This is a genomic window from Pseudomonas sp. GNP012 (assembly GCF_054343835.1).
The window spans coordinates 2,695,663-2,712,383 of sequence record NZ_JBTGUU010000001.1 but is presented as its reverse complement, the minus strand read 5'-3'; the positions used below and the strand labels follow the sequence as shown (position 1 = coordinate 2,712,383).

Annotated in this window: 13 protein-coding genes; 6 read left to right on the top strand and 7 right to left on the bottom strand. The window is 59.7% G+C overall.

The genetic code is table 11. The features are described 5' to 3' along the window. Positions 1-5 precede the first annotated feature (5 nt). The 3 genes from ACXX83_RS12060 to ACXX83_RS12050 all read right to left on the bottom strand — a co-directional run bounded on the left by ACXX83_RS12060 (position 6) and on the right by ACXX83_RS12050 (position 3,333). On the bottom strand, positions 6-896 hold the full coding sequence (locus tag ACXX83_RS12060; protein WP_458548573.1) for an SMP-30/gluconolactonase/LRE family protein: 891 nt from the start codon (positions 894-896) through the stop codon (positions 6-8). 52 nt (positions 897-948) lie between these two features. Next, entirely contained in the window at positions 949-1,773 is an 825-nt protein-coding gene (locus tag ACXX83_RS12055) for an NAD-dependent epimerase/dehydratase family protein (protein WP_102674550.1), read from the bottom strand. 264 nt (positions 1,774-2,037) lie between these two features. Then, positions 2,038-3,333, bottom strand: a complete 1,296-nt coding sequence (locus ACXX83_RS12050; protein WP_126046085.1) for an OprD family porin — start codon at positions 3,331-3,333, stop codon at positions 2,038-2,040. A gap of 233 nt (positions 3,334-3,566) precedes the next feature. Here ACXX83_RS12050 and ACXX83_RS12045 point away from each other — a divergent pair, with 233 nt between their 5' ends. Beyond that, positions 3,567-4,187: a TetR/AcrR family transcriptional regulator gene (locus ACXX83_RS12045; protein WP_015095419.1), complete on the top strand. Its 621-nt coding sequence runs from the start codon at positions 3,567-3,569 to the stop codon at positions 4,185-4,187. 115 nt (positions 4,188-4,302) lie between these two features. On the opposite strand, the gene preA is transcribed toward ACXX83_RS12045, so the two are convergent. The 3 genes from preA to hydA form a co-directional block, all read right to left on the bottom strand. Then, positions 4,303-5,577 carry an NAD-dependent dihydropyrimidine dehydrogenase subunit PreA gene (gene preA / locus ACXX83_RS12040; protein WP_116582825.1) on the bottom strand — a complete coding sequence of 425 codons (1,275 nt, stop codon included), beginning with the start codon at positions 5,575-5,577 and terminating at the stop codon, positions 4,303-4,305. After that, the gene (locus tag ACXX83_RS12035; protein ID WP_458550194.1) at positions 5,578-6,945 is read right to left on the bottom strand and encodes an NAD(P)-dependent oxidoreductase; all 1,368 of its coding nucleotides are present in this window, start codon (positions 6,943-6,945) and stop codon (positions 5,578-5,580) included. A 158-nt stretch (positions 6,946-7,103) separates the two neighbouring features. Further along, the gene (gene hydA, locus ACXX83_RS12030) at positions 7,104-8,543 is read right to left on the bottom strand and encodes a dihydropyrimidinase (protein ID WP_217835409.1); all 1,440 of its coding nucleotides are present in this window, start codon (positions 8,541-8,543) and stop codon (positions 7,104-7,106) included. A 543-nt stretch (positions 8,544-9,086) separates the two neighbouring features. On the opposite strand from hydA, the gene ACXX83_RS12025 reads away from it, so the two are divergent. The 5 genes from ACXX83_RS12025 to ACXX83_RS12005 all read left to right on the top strand — a co-directional run bounded on the left by ACXX83_RS12025 (position 9,087) and on the right by ACXX83_RS12005 (position 15,641). After that, on the top strand, positions 9,087-10,571 hold the full coding sequence (locus tag ACXX83_RS12025; RefSeq protein WP_458548572.1) for an NCS1 family nucleobase:cation symporter-1: 1,485 nt from the start codon (positions 9,087-9,089) through the stop codon (positions 10,569-10,571). 148 nt (positions 10,572-10,719) lie between these two features. Continuing rightward, complete coding sequence (locus tag ACXX83_RS12020) at positions 10,720-12,003, top strand: Zn-dependent hydrolase (protein WP_458548571.1); 1,284 nt, start codon at positions 10,720-10,722, stop codon at positions 12,001-12,003. 238 nt (positions 12,004-12,241) lie between these two features. Continuing rightward, entirely contained in the window at positions 12,242-13,738 is a 1,497-nt protein-coding gene (locus tag ACXX83_RS12015) for a helix-turn-helix transcriptional regulator (protein WP_458548570.1), read from the top strand. Positions 13,739-13,898: 160 nt separating this feature from the next. Further along, on the top strand, positions 13,899-14,150 hold the full coding sequence (locus ACXX83_RS12010; RefSeq protein WP_015095413.1) for a DUF1652 domain-containing protein: 252 nt from the start codon (positions 13,899-13,901) through the stop codon (positions 14,148-14,150). Between the two features lie 681 nt (positions 14,151-14,831). Continuing rightward, on the top strand, positions 14,832-15,641 hold the full coding sequence (locus tag ACXX83_RS12005) for a hypothetical protein (RefSeq protein WP_458548569.1): 810 nt from the start codon (positions 14,832-14,834) through the stop codon (positions 15,639-15,641). 233 nt (positions 15,642-15,874) lie between these two features. Here the strand turns inward: ACXX83_RS12005 and ACXX83_RS12000 are convergent, their stop codons facing one another. Next, positions 15,875-16,642, bottom strand: a complete 768-nt coding sequence (locus ACXX83_RS12000; protein ID WP_458548568.1) for an SDR family oxidoreductase — start codon at positions 16,640-16,642, stop codon at positions 15,875-15,877. Between the last annotated feature and the right edge of the window lie 79 nt (positions 16,643-16,721).

The following is a 16,721-nucleotide window of genomic DNA, read 5'->3' as shown; positions in this document are numbered from 1 at the left end:
CGTCATCACTGATCCTGAAATCGCGGTTCCGGCAATCCCTTCACGCCAGGATCGAGCGCGAACACCCCCCCGGCCAGTGATTGCGGATCATGGTCGTCGCCGGGGCGGATCGAGGTCACGAAGAGCGTGTCCAGTCGAGGGCCACCGAAGGCGCACATGGTGGGTTTTTTCACCGGTACGGCCAGAGAAAGGTCTAGCCGGCCGTCGGGGGTAAAACGGTGGATCAAGCCGGCGTCGTTGGCGCAAATCCAGTAGCAGCCATCGGCGTCCACCGCCGCACCGTCGGGTCGACCTTCGTGCCGGTTCATGTCAACGAACACGCGGCGGTTGGAAGGGGTGCCGGTTTCGGTGTCGTAGTCGAAGGCCCAGATCTGCTGGATCTGCGGATGGGAGTCGGACAGGTACATCGTGCGCCCGTCCGGGCTGAAACCCAGGCCGTTGGGCACGATGAACCCGCTCAGCCGGGAATCGAGCGGCCCGCGTTGTCCGGCGCTGTAGCGGTACAACGTGCCGTTGGCGGCGTTGGCGCCCATGTTCAGCACCATGCTGCCGGCCCAGAAGCGTCCCTGACGATCGCAGCGGCCGTCGTTCAGGCGCATGTCGGCGCGGGCATGGTCGACGTGGGCCAAGGGTTCACTGTCGAGGCTGCCGTCGTTGCGCGGATGCACACGGAAGAACCCGCTTTCCATGCCGGCGACCCAGCCGCCGTCGGCATGAGGCGCGATGCAAGCGAGCATCTGCGGGGTTGTCCAGGTAGTCACCTGCCCGGTGTCGGCACTCCAGCGCTGTAAACCGCCGGCGGGAATATCGACCCAGTACAGAGCGCTTTCCTCAGGCACCCAGACCGGGCTTTCACCGACTGCGTTACGGGCGTCGACAATCAATTCGGCTTGCATGGCAACTCATTCCCTTGGTTTTTGTTGTGGGGATCAAGCGGGGCGCGAAGGTTCAGTCACCGAACGGGCCGGCTACGCAAAAGGCGCCGCCCTGATACAGCCGCGCCGGGTCATCGGCGGCAGGCATCGGCTGGGTTTCGATTTTTTCGCGGAACTGTTCGGAGCTGTCCTGCGCGACAAAACCCAGGGCCGTAGCGTAGCGGTTGTCCCACCAGACGTCCTTGTTGTCGGACACGCCGTAGACCACGGTGTGGCCGACGTTCGGGGTGTACAAGGCGCGTTCGAGCAGTTGCGTCAGGTCGCCGAAACTCAGCCAGGTGCTCATCATCCGCCGGTTGTGCGGCTCGGGGAACGAGGAGCCGATGCGCACGCTGACGGTCTCGATGCCATAGCGGTCGAAGTAGAACGTGGCCATGTCCTCGCCGTAGGACTTGGACAGGCCATAGTAGCTGTCCGGGCGGCGAGGGGAGTGGGCGTCGATGACTTCGTCCTGCCGGTAGAAGCCGATCACATGGTTGGAACTGGCGAAGATCACCCGCTTCACCCCATGGCGGCGCGCGGCTTCGTAGATGTGGAACACGCCACAGATGTTGGCGCCGAGGATCTGTTCGAACGAGTGCTCGGTCGACACGCCGCCGAAGTGCAGGATCGCGTCCACGCCTTCGACCAGTTGATGCACCGCTTGCTTGTCGGCGAGGTCGCACGGCATCACTTCTTCGCGATCATCGATGGCGGGCGCGATGTCGGCGATGTCCGACAGGCGAATGACATTGGCGTAAGGGCGAAGGCTTTCGCGCAAGACTTTGCCGAGGCCACCGGCGGCGCCGGTCAGCAGCAGGCGGTTGAAAGGGGGGCGGGCGGTTGCTGTGGTGGTCATGGGAATCCTGGGTACGCGGTTGTTGTTATTGGTTTGTTGTAGGTTGTCGTATGACTTGGTTGAAGTATCGTTAGGGTTTCCGCTGCTTGTCAACGCGGCATGGGTGGAAATTGACGGAGGGTCGTCCTGTCCTGTCCTGTCCTGTAGGAGCGAGCCTGCTCGCGATGAACCCGAGAACGCCACGGGGTATCAGGTTTCCAGCGTTATCGTTGACGACCATCGCGAGCAAGCTCGCTCCTACAGAGGGCGATTTGATCTTGGGAGTTACAACAACGAAATCGGGTAGCTGATGAAAATGCGGTTTTCATCGAATTCGTTGGTGCTGAAACTCTTGCGGATACTCGCGTTACGCCATTTCACGTTGAGGTTTTTCAGCGCACCACTTTGCACCGTGTAGGCCAGTTCGGATTCACGGCCCCATTCCTTGCCATCGGTGATCGCGCCGGTGTGCACGTTGTCACCACTGATGTAGCGGTTCATCAGGGTCAGGCCGGGAATGCCGAGGGCGACGAAGTTGTAGTCGTGGCGCACCTGCCAGGATTTCTCCCGGGCGTTGTCATAGCTGGAGTTGTAGCTGTCGTTGGCCAGGGTGCCGCCGCTGGTGCCATTGACCCGCATCCACACATCGTCGCCGGTGAGCTTTTGCAGGCCGACATAGAAGGTGTTGCCGCCATATTTGGCCGAGAGCAGGGCAAACGCGGTCTTGTTGTCGAGGTCACCGGCCTTGGCGCTGCCGTCTTCCTTGCCGATGAAGTAGCCCAGGTTGGCACCCAGGGTCCAGTCGCCGACGGGCTGGCTGTGGGTCAGGTTGAAGTATTGCTGCTGGTAGATGTCGCTCAGTTCCGAGTACCAGACGCCGACCTGCGTGCGCTTTTCATTGAACGCGTATTCACCGCCGCCGAAGTTGAAACGGTCGGAGGTGAACGCGGTTTTTCCGTTCATGAACATGTCTTCCATGCTCGCGTCATTGCGCGGGCTGTTTTTCTGGAATTGACCGCCATACAGCGTCAGGCCGCTGATTTCGGTGGACGTCACCTGGGCGCCCTGGAAGGTCTGCGGCAGTGAGCGGCCATCGTCGGAACGCAGGATCGGCAATACGGGCATCCATTCGCCGACCTTCAATTCGGTTTTCGAAATCTTGCCTTTGAGCGCCACGCCCAGGCGGCCGAAATTGTCGGCGGGGCGGCCGTCGTCGTGGATCGGCAACAGCTGCGTGCCGCCAGTGCCCTTGCCGCCATCGAGCTTCTGCGAATACAGGCCCAGTACATCGACACCGAAACCCACGGTGCCCTGGGTGAACCCGGACCTGGCATCGAGGATGAAGTTTTGCGTCCACTCTTCAGCCTTGCCCTGGGGGTAGGCCGGGTTGGTGTAGTTGCGGTTGATGTAGGCGTTACGCAGGTTCAGCGTGGCCTTGGCGTCGTCGGTGAAACCTGCGGCTTGGCCGGTGATGGGCAAGGCGAGGGCCAGCCCGCTGCAGCCGATCAGGCTCAGGGTATGACGACGAGAAAGGTATGCACGCGAAGAACGGGCGGACGAATTGCGGACGAGCTTGCTCACTGTGACGCTCCCTTGTTTCTTGTTTTTATAGTTGTCATACGTCGTCGTACAACATTGCGGGCGATATTTGCGGGATTTTTGCGGGTTGTCAATCGGAAGTTATACGATGACTTGTGGCGGGGTGGATTAGACTCTCAGCTTTCTGACTGCGGCTGTACGAAGATTCGTTTTCCCCTGTCGCCGCAGTCCAGAGCGGATGCTAGTCTTGCTCAACGCTGTTGTCGGGGACCCGCATGGGCAATCACAAGATCGAGATTCGTCGCAGTAACGTCGAAAAAATCCTGCTGGGTGCGGAAAAGGTCTTCGCTGAAAAGGGCTTCGGCAGCACGGCCATGGCCGACATCGCCGCGCAAGTGCAACTGCCGCGTTCCAACCTGCATTACTACTTCAGCACCAAGACCGAACTGTACAGCGCGGTACTGTTCGACTTGCTGGAAGTCTGGAAGCAGGACGCACTGTGCTTCGAGATGTTCGACGACCCGCGCGTGGTGCTCAGTAGCTACATCCGCGCCAAGATGAACCATTCCCGCAGCCGGCCTTATGGTTCGAAAGTCTGGGCCAACGAAATCATCCACGGCGCGCCGACCCTCGGCGCAGCGCTGGATGCGAGCCTGTACGACTGGGCCAAGATGAAGGAAGCGAAAATCCGCCAGTGGGTGGACGACAAACGCATCCTGCCGGTGGAGCCGTCGAGCCTGTTGTACATGATCTGGGCCTCGACCCAGCACTATGCCGACTTCGATCACCAGGTGAATATTCTCAACGACCATCAGCCGCTGTCGGACATGCAATTTGAAAAAGCAGTGCAGACGGTGACCAGTGTGATTTTACGGGGGATCGGGTTGGAGCCTTGAGTTTTGTGGTGACTGTGCCGGCCTCTTCGCGAGCAAGCCCGCTCCCACAATTGAAATGCATTCCAAAGTGGGAGCGGGCTTGCTCGCGAAGGCGTCGGTTCAGGCGCCGCTAATATCAAGGGCTGACATGATACGGATTCCTCGGATCATGATTCCAGTCCAGGAACGGTTTGCCGGTCTCCACCGGCACCATCTCGATACAGTCCTGCACCGGGCAGGTGATCTGGCACAGGTTGCAGCCCACGCACTCCTCATCGATCACCTGGTACTTGTGCGTGCCATCCGCTTGCTTGAGGCTGGCCACGGCCTGGTGCGAGGTGTCCTCACAGGCAATGTGGCAACGACCACAGCCGATGCACGCCTCCTGGTCGATTTTCGCGATCACCTGGTAGTTGATGTCCAGGTACTTCCAGTCCGTGGTGTTGCCCACCGCGCGCCCGGAAAATTCCGCGATGCTGGCGTAGCCCTGACTGTCCATCCAGCGTGACAAGCCGTCCTTCATGTCTTCGACAATCCGGAAGCCATGCAGCATCGCCGCCGTGCACACCTGCACCGCGCCGCTGCCCAACGCGATGAATTCCGCGGCGTCGCGCCAGTTGCCAATGCCGCCGATGCCGCTGATTGGCAGGCCTTGGGTCTGCGGGTCACGGGCGATTTCAGCGACCATGTTCAAGGCAATCGGCTTGACGGCCGAGCCACAGTAACCGCCGTGGGTGCTTTGGCTGCCGACCATGGGATTGGCGACCATGCGTTCGAGGTTGACGCTGGTGATCGAGTTGATGGTGTTGATCAGCGACACCGCGTCGGCACCGCCACGGTGGGCCGCGCGGGCGGCGACGCGGATGTCGGTGATGTTCGGCGTGAGCTTGACGATCACCGGCAGCGAGCAATAGGTCTTGCACCAGCGGGTGACCTGTTCCACGTATTCCGGCACCTGGCCGACCGCGGCGCCCATGCCGCGTTCCGGCATGCCGTGGGGGCAACCGAAGTTCAGTTCGATGCCGTCGGCGCCAGTGGCTTCCACCAGCGGCAGGATGTGTTTCCAGGATTCCTCGACGCAGGGCACCATCAAGGACACGATCAGCGCGCGGTCCGGCCAGTCCTTTTTGACCTGGGTGATTTCCCGCAGGTTGATCTCCAGCGAGCGGTCGGTGATCAGCTCGATGTTGTTAAAGCCAAGCACCTCCCTGTTCGCCCCGAAGTGCGCCGAGTAGCGCGACGACACGTTCACCGCCGCCGGATCTTCCCCCAGGGTTTTCCAGACCACGCCGCCCCATCCGGCCTCGAAGGCGCGGACCACGTTATAGGCTTTGTCGGTGGGTGGCGCGGAGGCCAGCCAGAACGGATTGGGTGCCTTGATGCCGGCGAAGACAATCGACAGATCGGCCATTTATGCAGCCTCCACGTTGAGCATCAGTTGAGCGTTGATCGCCTCGGCGGCGCGCTTGCCGTGTTGCACCGCTTGCACGGTGAGGTCTTGATCGAGGCTGGTACAGTCGCCACCGGCATACACGCCGGGGATGCTGGTGCGCAGCTGTTCATCGACGGCGATGCGCTCGCCCTGGCGCTTGAGTTCGCGCGCCAGCGGATCGGCCAGGGCGTCGCTGTCGAAGGCCTGGCCGATGGCCTTGAAGATCGCGTCGGCGGCCAGTTCGAAGGTTTCACCGGTGGTTTGCAGGCGACCTTCGACCAGATGGGTGCGGGCGAAACGCATGCCGCGCACCCGGCCGTGGTCATCGAGCAGCACCTCTTCAGGTTGTGCCCAGGTCATCAGCCGCACCTGATTGGCCTTGGCAATCTCCTGTTCGTGATGGGTGGCGCCCATGTCTTCGACGCCGCGCCGGTACACCAGGTTCACGTCACGGGCGCCGAGACGAGCCATTTGCACGGCCATGTCGATGGCGGTGTTGCCTGCGCCGAGGACGATGCAATGGTCGGCCAGGGGCAATTGGCTCAGGTCATCGGCCTGGCGCAGTTCGCGGATGTAGTCGGTGGCGGCGAGCAGGCCGGGCGCGTCTTCGTGGGCCAGGCCCAGTTGCTTGCTGGCGTTGAGCCCGAGGCCGAGGAACACCGCATCGAACTGTTGATGCAGTTCGCTGAGGGTCAGGTTGTCCCCGAGTTTTTGCCCGTGGCGGATTTCGATTCCGCCGATTTCCAGCAGGAACTCAAGCTCCCGTTGCGCGTAGTCGTCCACCAGTTTGTATTTGGCGATCCCGTATTCATTGAGGCCGCCAGCTTTTTCCCGCGCCTCGAAGATCACCACGTCATGCCCGTGCATGGCGCTGCGGTGGGCGCAGGACAATCCGGCCGGACCTGCGCCCACCACGGCGATGCGTTTGCCGGTGGCTGCAGCACGCTGGAACGGGTGAGTGCTGAAGTTGGCGTTGTCCACGGCGTAGCGCTGCAACAGGCCGATCATGACCGGCGCGCATTCGTGGGCGTTGTTGCGCACGCAGGCTTGCTGGCAAAGGATTTCCGTCGGGCACACCCGGGCGCAACTGCCGCCGAGGATGTTGGCCGAGAGGATCTTCTGCGCGGCGCCTTGCACGTTGTCCTGCTGGATATTGCGGATGAACGAGGGGATGTCGATTTCGCTCGGACAGGCATTCACGCAGGGCGCGTCGTAGCAATACAGACAGCGCGAGGCTTCCAGGTGCGCCTGGCGCTCGTTGAGCGGCGGCGCCAGATCGGTGAAATGGCCGGCGAGGGCGGCCGCATTCTCAACGGGATGCGGGAGGTGGTCCAGGGTCTTGATCACGGTGTTGGCCTCACGGTTATTTGAGGTATTGCCTCTGATGGGCATTGTTTTGTGTTGCCTGTACCGGCCTCATCGCGAGCAAGCTCGCTCCCACAGGATCTCGGGTGTTCACAAAACCTGTGGGAGCGAGCTTGCTCGCGATAGGCCGCAGGCCGCTTTCAGCGTTTCACAGCGACCGGCTGATTCAGCTCGGCCCGCTTGCTCAGCAAATCAAACACCGCCGGGTACGCCGGCCGTTCGATGTAGCGCCCGGCCCCGCGCTCGGCCCGCAAATCCCCATCGGCCCAGACCACCCGGCCCTGGCTGATGGTGTGACTGGGCACGCCGCGCACGGTCTTGCCTTCGAAGATGTTGAAGTCCACCTGCTGATGGTGGGTCTTGGCGGAAATGGTCCGCGTGCCTTGTGGGTCCCACAGCACCAGGTCGGCATCGGCCCCCACACGAATCGCGCCTTTGCGTGGGTAGAGGTTGAAGATCTTCGCCGTGTTGGTGGACGTCAGCGCGACGAATTGCTGCATCGAAAAGCGTCCGCTGTTCACCCCTTCATCCCACAACACCGCCATGCGGTCTTCGATGCCGGCGGTACCGTTGGGGATCTTGCTGAAGTCGTCGCGGCCCGCGGCTTTTTGCTCGGCGCAGAAGCAGCAGTGGTCGGTGGCGGTGGTGTGCAGGTTGCCCGATTGCAGGCCATGCCAGAGCGCCTCTTGATGACCACGGGGGCGGAACGGCGGACTCATCACGTAACCGGCGGCGGTTTGCCAGTCCGGGTGGCGGTAGACACTGTCGTCCAGCAGCAGGTGCCCGGCCAGCACTTCGCCGTAGACCGGCTGGCCCTTGCCGCGGGCGTAGGTGATTTCGTCGAGGGCTTCCTTGGTCGAGACGTGCACCAGATACAGAGGCGTACCCAGGGTTTCGGCGATGCGGATTGCCCGGCTCGCGGCCTCGCCTTCAACCTGTGATGGCCGCGACAGCGGATGCGCTTCCGGCCCGGTGATGCCCTGGGCCATCAGCTTGCGTTGCAGGTGATAGACCAGTTCGCCGTTTTCCGCATGCACGGTCGGCACCGCGCCCAGTTCCAGGCAGCGTTCGAAGCTCGCCACCAGGGTGTCATCGGCGGCCATGATCGCGTTCTTGTAGGCCATGAAGTGCTTGAAGCTGTTGACGCCGTGCTGGCTGACCAGTTCGGCCATTTCCTCGCGGACCTGTTCGCTCCACCAGGTGATGGCGACGTGAAAGCCGTAGTCCGACGCCGACTTCTCGGCCCAGCCGCGCCATTGATGGAAGGCTTCGAGCAAGGATTGCTGCGGATTGGGAATCACGAAGTCGATGATCGAGGTGGTGCCGCCAGCCAGTCCTGCCGCCGTGCCACTGTAGAAGTCTTCGCTGGCCACCGTGCCCATGAACGGCAGTTGCATGTGGGTGTGCGGGTCGATGCCGCCGGGCATCAGGTATTGGCCGCTGCCGTCGAGCACTTCGGCGCCTGCAGGGACATCGAGGTTTTCGCCGATGGCCTTGATCACGCCGTCTGCGCAATACACATCGGCGCGATAACTTTCATCATGGGTAATAACGGTGGCGCCACGGATCAACAGAGACATTCCGAGTTCCTCGCAGGCAATGACCGGCTTGTGCCGGCTCTAGATGTTTTATGTGACGCCAGCGTCAACAGGTGTAATCCTGTCAATGCTGTCAGGATTAAACGCTAGCTGCAGTTATTCGAATCGGCAAGAATATTTTTTATAAGCTTATTCGGTTATTAACTAATTGATATTCAACGATTAAATACAAGAATCACCAAAATGGTGAGCGGCCTCACCATTTTGACGCACTTGACAGGATCGAAAAATAGTCAAGATTTCTTATGTGAAATCAGCTGTTTGAGTATGGTCTATGGTTGATGCGCGGCCATTGAAAAAAAGATCAACGCACCAGTTTGAGTCCTGACTGTGCGGACAACTTGCCTGGCATTCGGCCTGAGTGGCCTGACAAATAGTCGAGTCAGTGAATAAAACCGATAAACATCAGTGGGTTGCAATGTGTTTATGGAACTGCCCGATGCGTAATCGGGGTACCCGGCACGTTTATTGATGCCGCCAGTCCCCGATGAGCAAAAAAATAATTCAAAGAACAGTGGAGCGGCCATGCAACAGATCAGATCGCAAGTGACCGAGCGCGACGGCTTGTTTGAGCTGGAAGCCGGCAGCGATGTCCTCGACAGTCCCCGTTACAACCACGACATTGCACCGACCAAGGTGCGCGAACGCACCTGGAACAAATGGCACATCACCGCGCTGTGGGTGGGCATGGCGATCTGCGTGCCGACCTACACCCTCGGTGGCGTGCTGACGGCGTACTTCGGCCTGACGGTCGGTGAAGCGCTGCTGGCGATTCTGTTTGCCAACATCATCGTGCTGATTCCCCTGACCTTGAACGCCTTTCCCGGCACCAAATACGGCATTCCCTTTCCGGTGTTGCTGCGCTCGTCCTTCGGCGTGCTCGGTTCCAACATTCCGTGTCTGATCCGCGCCCTGGTGGCGTGCGGCTGGTTCGGCATCCAGACCATGTTCGGCGGGTTGGCCATTCACCTGTTCCTCGGTTCGGTGTTCGAGGGCTGGAAGTCCCTGGGCGGCACCGGCGAGGTCATCGGCTTCATGGTGTTCTGGGCGCTGAACCTGTGGGTGGTAATACGCGGCGCCGAGTCGATCAAATGGCTGGAAACCCTGTCTGCACCACTGCTGGTACTGGTGGGCGTAGGGCTGTTGGTCTGGGCCATGCCGAACGTGTCGATGACCGAGTTGCTGGCGATTCCGCCCAAGCGTCCCGAAGGCGCCGGGGTAGCCAGTTACTTCGCCGCCGGGCTGACCGCGATGGTCGGTTTCTGGGCCACGTTGTCACTGAACATTCCGGACTTCAGCCGCTATGCAAAAAGCCAGAAGGATCAGATTGTCGGGCAGATCATCGGCCTGCCGCTGACCATGTTCCTGTTTGCTTCGCTGGGTGTGGTAATGACCGCGGCCTCGGTGAAGCTGGTGGGCGTGACGGTTTCCGATCCGGTGACCCTGATCGGCCATATCCAGAGCCCGGTGTGGGTCGCACTGGCCATGGCGCTGATCATCATCGCCACGCTGTCGACCAATACCGCAGCGAATATCGTGTCGCCGACCAATGACTTCCAGAACATCGCCCCCAAGGTGATCAACCGCACCAACGCCGTGCTGCTGACCGGCTTCGTCGGCTTGGCGTTGATGGCCCATGAGCTGTTGAAAAAGCTCGGCCTGATCGTTTCCGATCTCAGTCTGGAAACGGTCTATTCCAACTGGTTGCTCGGCTATTCCAGCCTGCTGGGGCCGATCGCCGGGATCATGGTGGTGGACTATTTCCTGATCAAGAAACAGCAACTGGACCTTGCCGGCCTGTACCGCGATGACGTGTATCCGGCGTGGAACTGGAGCGGTTTCATGGCCTTCGGTGTGCCGGTGGTGTTGACGCTGCTGTCGCTTGGCAGCGATGTCTTCAGCTGGTTCTACAGCTACGGCTGGTTCACCGGTTCGATTTTGGGAGGGGTGATTTATTACGGGTTGAGTGTGATGCGGTCCAGCCCATCTGTCGCGAAATCTGCGGTGTAGCGGCTGGCCTCTTCGCGAGCAGGCTCGCTCCCACAGGTTTTGTGAACACCCGAGAACCCTGTGGGAGCGAGCCTGCTCGCGAAGGCGGCCGCACAATCACCAACGAATTGCCTGAAGAAACACACAAGAACAGCCAGAGGAGATCATCATGAACGCGGCCGTCGACGTTCTGCAGTCCAGCCATCAACACATCAACCGCGACCGCCTGTGGCAGTCGCTCATGGAGCTGGCCAAACTCGGCGCCACGGTCAAGGGGGGCGTGTGTCGCCTGGCCCTGACCGATCTCGATCGCCAGGCTCGGGACATCTTCGTCAAATGGTGTGTTGATGCCGGTTGTACCGTCAGCATCGACGCCGTCGGCAACATCTTCGCCCGTCGCCCCGGGCGCAATCCCGACCTGCCACCGGTGATGACCGGCAGTCACATTGACACCCAGCCCACGGGCGGCAAGTTCGATGGCTGCTTCGGTGTATTGGCGGGCGTCGAGGTCCTGCGCACCCTCAATGACCTGAACATCGAAACCGAAGCACCGCTGGAGGTGGTGGTCTGGACCAACGAAGAAGGCTCGCGCTTTGCCCCGTGCATGATGGGCTCTGGCGTGTTCGCGGAAAAATTCACCCTCGAAGAAACCCTGGCCAAGGTCGATGCCGATGGCGTGACCGTGGGTGAGGCGCTGAATGCCATTGGCTACGCCGGCCCGCGTAAAGTCAGCGGCCACAAAGTCGGGGCCTATTTCGAAGCCCATATCGAGCAAGGCCCGATCCTTGAAGACGAACGCAAGACCATAGGCGTGGTCATGGGTGCGCTCGGGCAGAAATGGTTCGACCTGAAACTGCGTGGCGTCGAAGCCCACGCCGGCCCGACCCCGATGCACCTGCGCAAGGACGCCCTGGTCGGCGCCGCGGTGATCGTCGGTGCGCTCAACCGCGCCGCCCTCAGCCATCAACCCCATGCCTGTGGCACCGTCGGTTGTCTGCAAGCCTATCCCGGCTCGCGCAACGTCATCCCCGGTGAAGTGCGCATGACCCTGGATTTCCGCCACCTGGAACCGGAACGCCTGGACTCGATGATCGCCGAAGTGCGCGAAGTCATCGAAACCACCTGCGACGAACACGGCCTGACCTTCGAACTCACTCCGACTGCCGACTTCCCGCCGCTGTACTTCGACAAGGGCTGCGTCGAGGCGGTGCGCGGCGCTGCCCAAGGCCTGGGCCTGTCGCACATGGATATCGTCAGCGGAGCAGGGCACGACGCGATCTTCCTCGCCGAACTCGGTCCGGCGGGGATGATCTTTGTGCCGTGCGAAGGCGGTATCAGCCACAACGAAATCGAAAACGCCGCACCGGAAGATCTGGCGGCTGGGTGTGCGGTGTTGTTGCGGGCGATGCTGGCGGCTTCGGCGGCGGTGGCCAGCGGTGAATTGGCGGCTTGAAGATCAGAGGATCGCAGCCTTCGGCAGCTCCTACAGGGGAATGCGTTCTCATGTAGGAGCTGCCGCAGGCTGCGATCTTTGCTTTTATGTCACCAAATTGGCAGGGCGGGAGGCATTGTTGAATCTGTACTAGTCAAACAGCCGCCCGGAGCAGGCTCGCTCCCACAAGGTTTCTTTGCACTATTGCAAGCCCGGGCGGTCGTATTCTTCACAGGGTCGCCATTCTTGTGGAGATGCAATGAGCCAGGACGTCCTGAGCACGGAAACCAATCGCCGCCAGTTGCAGCAGATCATCGCCGGTCTCTCCGACGGGGTTATACTGCTCGATCCCGACCAGAGCATCCTGTGGGCCAATGAGGCGGCGCTGGCCATGCACGGTGTTTCGCAAGTCAGCGACCTGGGTGCCACTGCCGCGGCATATGCCAAACGCTTCGCCTTGCGCTATCGCAACAAGCACGGGTTGGCAGTCGACAGCTACCCGATCAGCCGGGTCGCGCGCGGCGAGACGTTCAGCGATGTGTTGGTGGAAGTGACGCCGGCGGCGGACGAAGCGCGTACCTGGGTCCATCGCGTGCGCAGCCTGGTATTGGCCGACAGTCGTGGCGACCCGGAATCTCTGGTGTTGATCATGGACGATGTCACCGAGTGGGCCAGCGCCGAGCAGCGTTTTGAAAAAACCTTCACGGCCAATCCGGCACCGGCGGTGATTTGTCGGCTCAGTGATTTGCGCTACATCAAGGTCAACCCGGGGTTCCTCGAAATGACCGGTTACTCCCGTGACCAGGTGATCGGCACTTCGACCTATGAGCTGGACGTGCTGGACCAGGCCGAGCACAAAGAACTGGCCAGGCAGCGTCTATGCGAAGGGGCGACCATTCCCCAGATGCAGGCCGAGTTGCGCCTGGCCGACGGTGGTCGCAAGCAAGTAATCGTGGCCGGCCAGCCGCTGGAGCTCAACGACGAAGCCTGCATGCTGTTTTCCTTTGTCGACATGGAGCCCCGGCACAAGGCTGAAATCGCCCTGCGCCAAAGCGAAGAACGTTTCGCCAAGGCCTTTCGCCTGTCGCCGGTGCCGATACTGGTATGCGGCGCGGCGGATCAGTTGGTGCTGGATGTCAACGAAGCCTTCCTTGATACCCTGGGTTATCCCGGTGAAGAGGTGCGTGGGATCGGCATAACGCAGATCGACTTCTTCGAAGACCGGCACGCACGCATCCAGCTGTTCGCCGCCCTGGAGAAAACCGGCAGCCTGGACCGCATCGATGTGCGTGTGCGTAGAAAAGACGCCGGGCTGATCGATTGCACGGTGTCGGCGGACACCGTGAACATTCAGGGCACACCCTGTTATCTGCTGGTGTTGATGGACATCACCGAGCGCAAGCGCACCGAGCTGGAGCTGGTGGCGGCCATCGAGGAAGTGATGAAGGACGCCTCCTGGTTCAGCCGCACGCTGATCGAAAAACTGGCCAACGTGAAGAGCGTGAATTCTGCGCAGTTGCCCAACCTGTCCTTCACTGACCTGACCGCCCGTGAGCGCGATGTGCTGGGCTTGATTTGCGAAGGCCTGGCCGACAAGGAAATCGCCGCGCGCCTGAAGCTGGCGCCGAACACGGTGCGCAACCATGCGGCTGCGGTGTATTCCAAGCTCGACATACACAGTCGCAGCGAGGCGATTGTCTGGGCGCGGGAGCGGGGGCTGTTCTCCAGCGAGTGGCGGCCCAAGGTGCAGCGTTAAGGTGCAATTGCACTAGGGCGCTGGGTGCAAATGCATGTGTCGACCTGCCGTGGTGGCTCTTAGGCTGGGGGTGCAGCTATGCGCCCCCTGAGTAAACCGCCAACAGGAATAGCCCCATGAGCCCTTTACACCCTGCATCAAGCCACCAGGGCCCGTCGCAATGATTACGCTGGTGCAGTTGAGGATGCTGATCGAGCACAGTTTTTCACCCCTGGCCTGTGAATGCAGTATCACCGGCGAACACTGGCTGACCGTCAAGCTCTATCACCCGGTGTCGGGTCAGGTGGACCTGGTGGTCAGTGGCCTGAACATGAGCACGCTGCAAACAGCAGAGTCGGTCGCTTCGCTGATCGAAGAATTGCGCTATGAACTGCAGTGCAATTCCCTGCAACGTCCAGACCCGGTGATGTAAGAACTGCCAGCTTTTTGCTGGCATTGGCCACTGGCTGGGCTATAAGTGATTCGCAGATATTTATTTTTGTGACAGGTGTATGGATTTTGCGCGCCGGTTTTGTTGTCACAAAAATGTGTCGATCACTTATCGCGGGTCAACCTATGAAAACTCTTGGGAAACGCGTTATCTCACCCTTGTCGCTGGCATTGTGCGTAGCGATTCTCGGCGGCTGTTCCAGCCCGCCACCACCTCCAGCGGTCACGCCACCCCCTCCTGTACGCAACTGCCAGGCCATGGATAAAACCGATGTACTGGGCGATGTGCGGGCTGAAAACGGCGAGGTGACCCGAGTCACCACCACGACTCGCTGCGTTACGCAGTAAACCCGGGCACGATGTGCAGCAACCTCGACCTGCTCGGGGTGATGGTGATTGCTTTCATCGTTGCCCTGGGTAGAGCGGGACCCGAGATCTGCTGATTGGCGTCACGCCTGCCAATGCCGTGGCCGAATCGATGCATTTCTGGCGAGGTACGGCACCGACCCGGTCACCTTAAAAACGTGAACGACTTGTATGCCATCTGCGGTTTATATCGCAGTTTGGTCTAGTAGCCCTGTCGTTTATGGCAGTTTTCGGTATATCGACTTTTCCTGATAGTGAATGGACTGTTTTTTTCCAACGCTAAAAAGGAAACGTCGTCATGACCGACGAATTAAAAGCTGCAACCGTTGCACCAAGCCCTTGGGACCAAGCCACGTTGTCGATCAACGGTAATAAAGTGGAAAGGGGTACGGCACCTGTTTTGCTCCGTGGGCAGGAGAACGTTGTGACGGTGGAGGCCTCACCCGCAATCGCCAGGGCGCTGAATCTGGCCGACGAGGTTGAAGCCCTGATTGACGGCGAAGCTGTTCCTGATTTTGGATTGAGTTTCAAATCAGGTGAAGGGCGAACGGTTACTCTGAAAATAAAAGACAACAGTCCATTAGCGGGACTCCCTCTGCAACTGAACTTTTCAACTATTGAAGGGGACGACCTCCAGTTTACGAGCGAGCCTGATTTTTGTGTACCGCAAACAGATTACGAGTGGAGTGTCAGGGGGGTATCCGGGACTGGCACGTTTCAACTGAGCCTTAAAGGTGATGGCATAATTGGAACTTTGGATTTACCGATTTGCTGGATTAGACCAGATACAGAAAATGATCTGATGATTTTCATGTTCGATGGTCGGGTAGTTACCGAGCGTGAGGTGATAAGTATTCCATCACCTGAAAGTGAACACACTATTAGACTTTTACCAAACAAAATACATCCCGAAAAAATCTGGACCTTTTTGAATCCTGGTAGTCGGTTTGTGACGACTCCAAGCGAAAGAATCCCTGTGGCGGTAGATCCAATAGACGGAGCGACATGGCGCATAGCTAATAAGGGGTGGAGGCCACAAGATGCTATTGTATTTGTTTATGGTGATCCGAAGGGGCATTGGGAGTACGTGGGAGCGCTTTATTTTTAATAACCAGCAATGAGCGGCGTGCCCCTTTTTATGTAATCCGGTCTTACCGTGTGAGCGTCCTCAAGGAAACTATCGTTTGCAAGCCGAGTTTATCGAAAAGTAGTTGATGCCATAACACTCGTGCAGTGGGGACATTCCACTCGGCTCCACCGATGTACAGGATTCATTCAGGTCGATAAGCGCAAAGAAGAAAGGCAGCCTAACGACTGCCTTTCTTTCATTCGCAAACCGAATCAGGACAGGAACCCCCCATCCACATTCAACGAAACTCCTGTCGTGTAACTCGAAGCATCACTCGCCAAATACAACACAGCGCCCGCCATCTCACTCGGGTCTGCCACCCGCTTCAGCGGAATTTGCTGCAGCGCGGTATTCAGAATCGCCTCATTCTTCACCAGCGCCGAAGCAAACTTGGTATCGGTCAACCCCGGCAGCAACGCATTGCAACGAATCCCGAACTGCGCGCACTCCTTGGCAAACACCTTGGTCATGTTGATCACCGCCGCCTTGGTCACCGAGTAGATGCCCTGGAAGATCCCCGGCGAAACGCCGTTGATCGAAGCAACGTTGATAATGCTGCCGCCGCCGTTTTCGCGCATCAGCTTGCCGGCTTCGACCGACATGAAGAAGTAGCCGCGAATGTTCACGTCGACGGTTTTCTGGAAGGCGCTGAGGTCGGTGTCCAGGACGTTGCAAAACTGCGGGTTGGTCGCGGCGTTGTTGACCAGGATGTCGAGGCGGCCGAACTGTTCCTTGATCCCGGCGAAGACCTGGCTGATCTGTTCCATTTCACCGATGTGGCAGGCGATGGCGGTGGCCTTGCCGCCGGCGGCGATGATCGAGTCGGCGACGTGCTGGCAGCCTTCAAGCTTGCGGCTGGAGACGATCACGTGGGCGCCTTGCTGGGCCAGCAGTTTGGCGATGGCTTCACCGATGCCACGGCTGGCGCCGGAGACGAAAGCGATCTTGCCGTCGAGGTCGAACAACTGAGTCTTGGACATGGGATTCCCTTATGAAAAGTCTTGTTATCGAGTCAAATGCCGGGTTGCGGCCAATGCTGTTGAGGCCGGTTAGTGCGCG

What these genes read in the sequence shown, in the direction of transcription:
- ACXX83_RS12055 (WP_102674550.1), bottom strand. Translation starts at nt 1,773, where the DNA reads ATGACCACCACAGCAACCGCCCGCCCCCCTTTCAACCGCCTGCTGCTG.
- ACXX83_RS12045 (WP_015095419.1), top strand. Translation starts at nt 3,567, where the DNA reads ATGGGCAATCACAAGATCGAGATTCGTCGCAGTAACGTCGAAAAAATC.
- ACXX83_RS12015 (WP_458548570.1), top strand. Translation starts at nt 12,242, where the DNA reads ATGAGCCAGGACGTCCTGAGCACGGAAACCAATCGCCGCCAGTTGCAG.
- ACXX83_RS12010 (WP_015095413.1), top strand. Translation starts at nt 13,899, where the DNA reads ATGATTACGCTGGTGCAGTTGAGGATGCTGATCGAGCACAGTTTTTCA.
- ACXX83_RS12025 (WP_458548572.1), top strand. Translation starts at nt 9,087, where the DNA reads ATGCAACAGATCAGATCGCAAGTGACCGAGCGCGACGGCTTGTTTGAG.
- ACXX83_RS12000 (WP_458548568.1), bottom strand. Translation starts at nt 16,642, where the DNA reads ATGTCCAAGACTCAGTTGTTCGACCTCGACGGCAAGATCGCTTTCGTC.
- ACXX83_RS12005 (WP_458548569.1), top strand. Translation starts at nt 14,832, where the DNA reads ATGACCGACGAATTAAAAGCTGCAACCGTTGCACCAAGCCCTTGGGAC.
- hydA (WP_217835409.1), bottom strand. Translation starts at nt 8,543, where the DNA reads ATGTCTCTGTTGATCCGTGGCGCCACCGTTATTACCCATGATGAAAGT.
- preA (WP_116582825.1), bottom strand. Translation starts at nt 5,577, where the DNA reads ATGGCCGATCTGTCGATTGTCTTCGCCGGCATCAAGGCACCCAATCCG.
- ACXX83_RS12060 (WP_458548573.1), bottom strand. Translation starts at nt 896, where the DNA reads ATGCAAGCCGAATTGATTGTCGACGCCCGTAACGCAGTCGGTGAAAGC.
- ACXX83_RS12020 (WP_458548571.1), top strand. Translation starts at nt 10,720, where the DNA reads ATGAACGCGGCCGTCGACGTTCTGCAGTCCAGCCATCAACACATCAAC.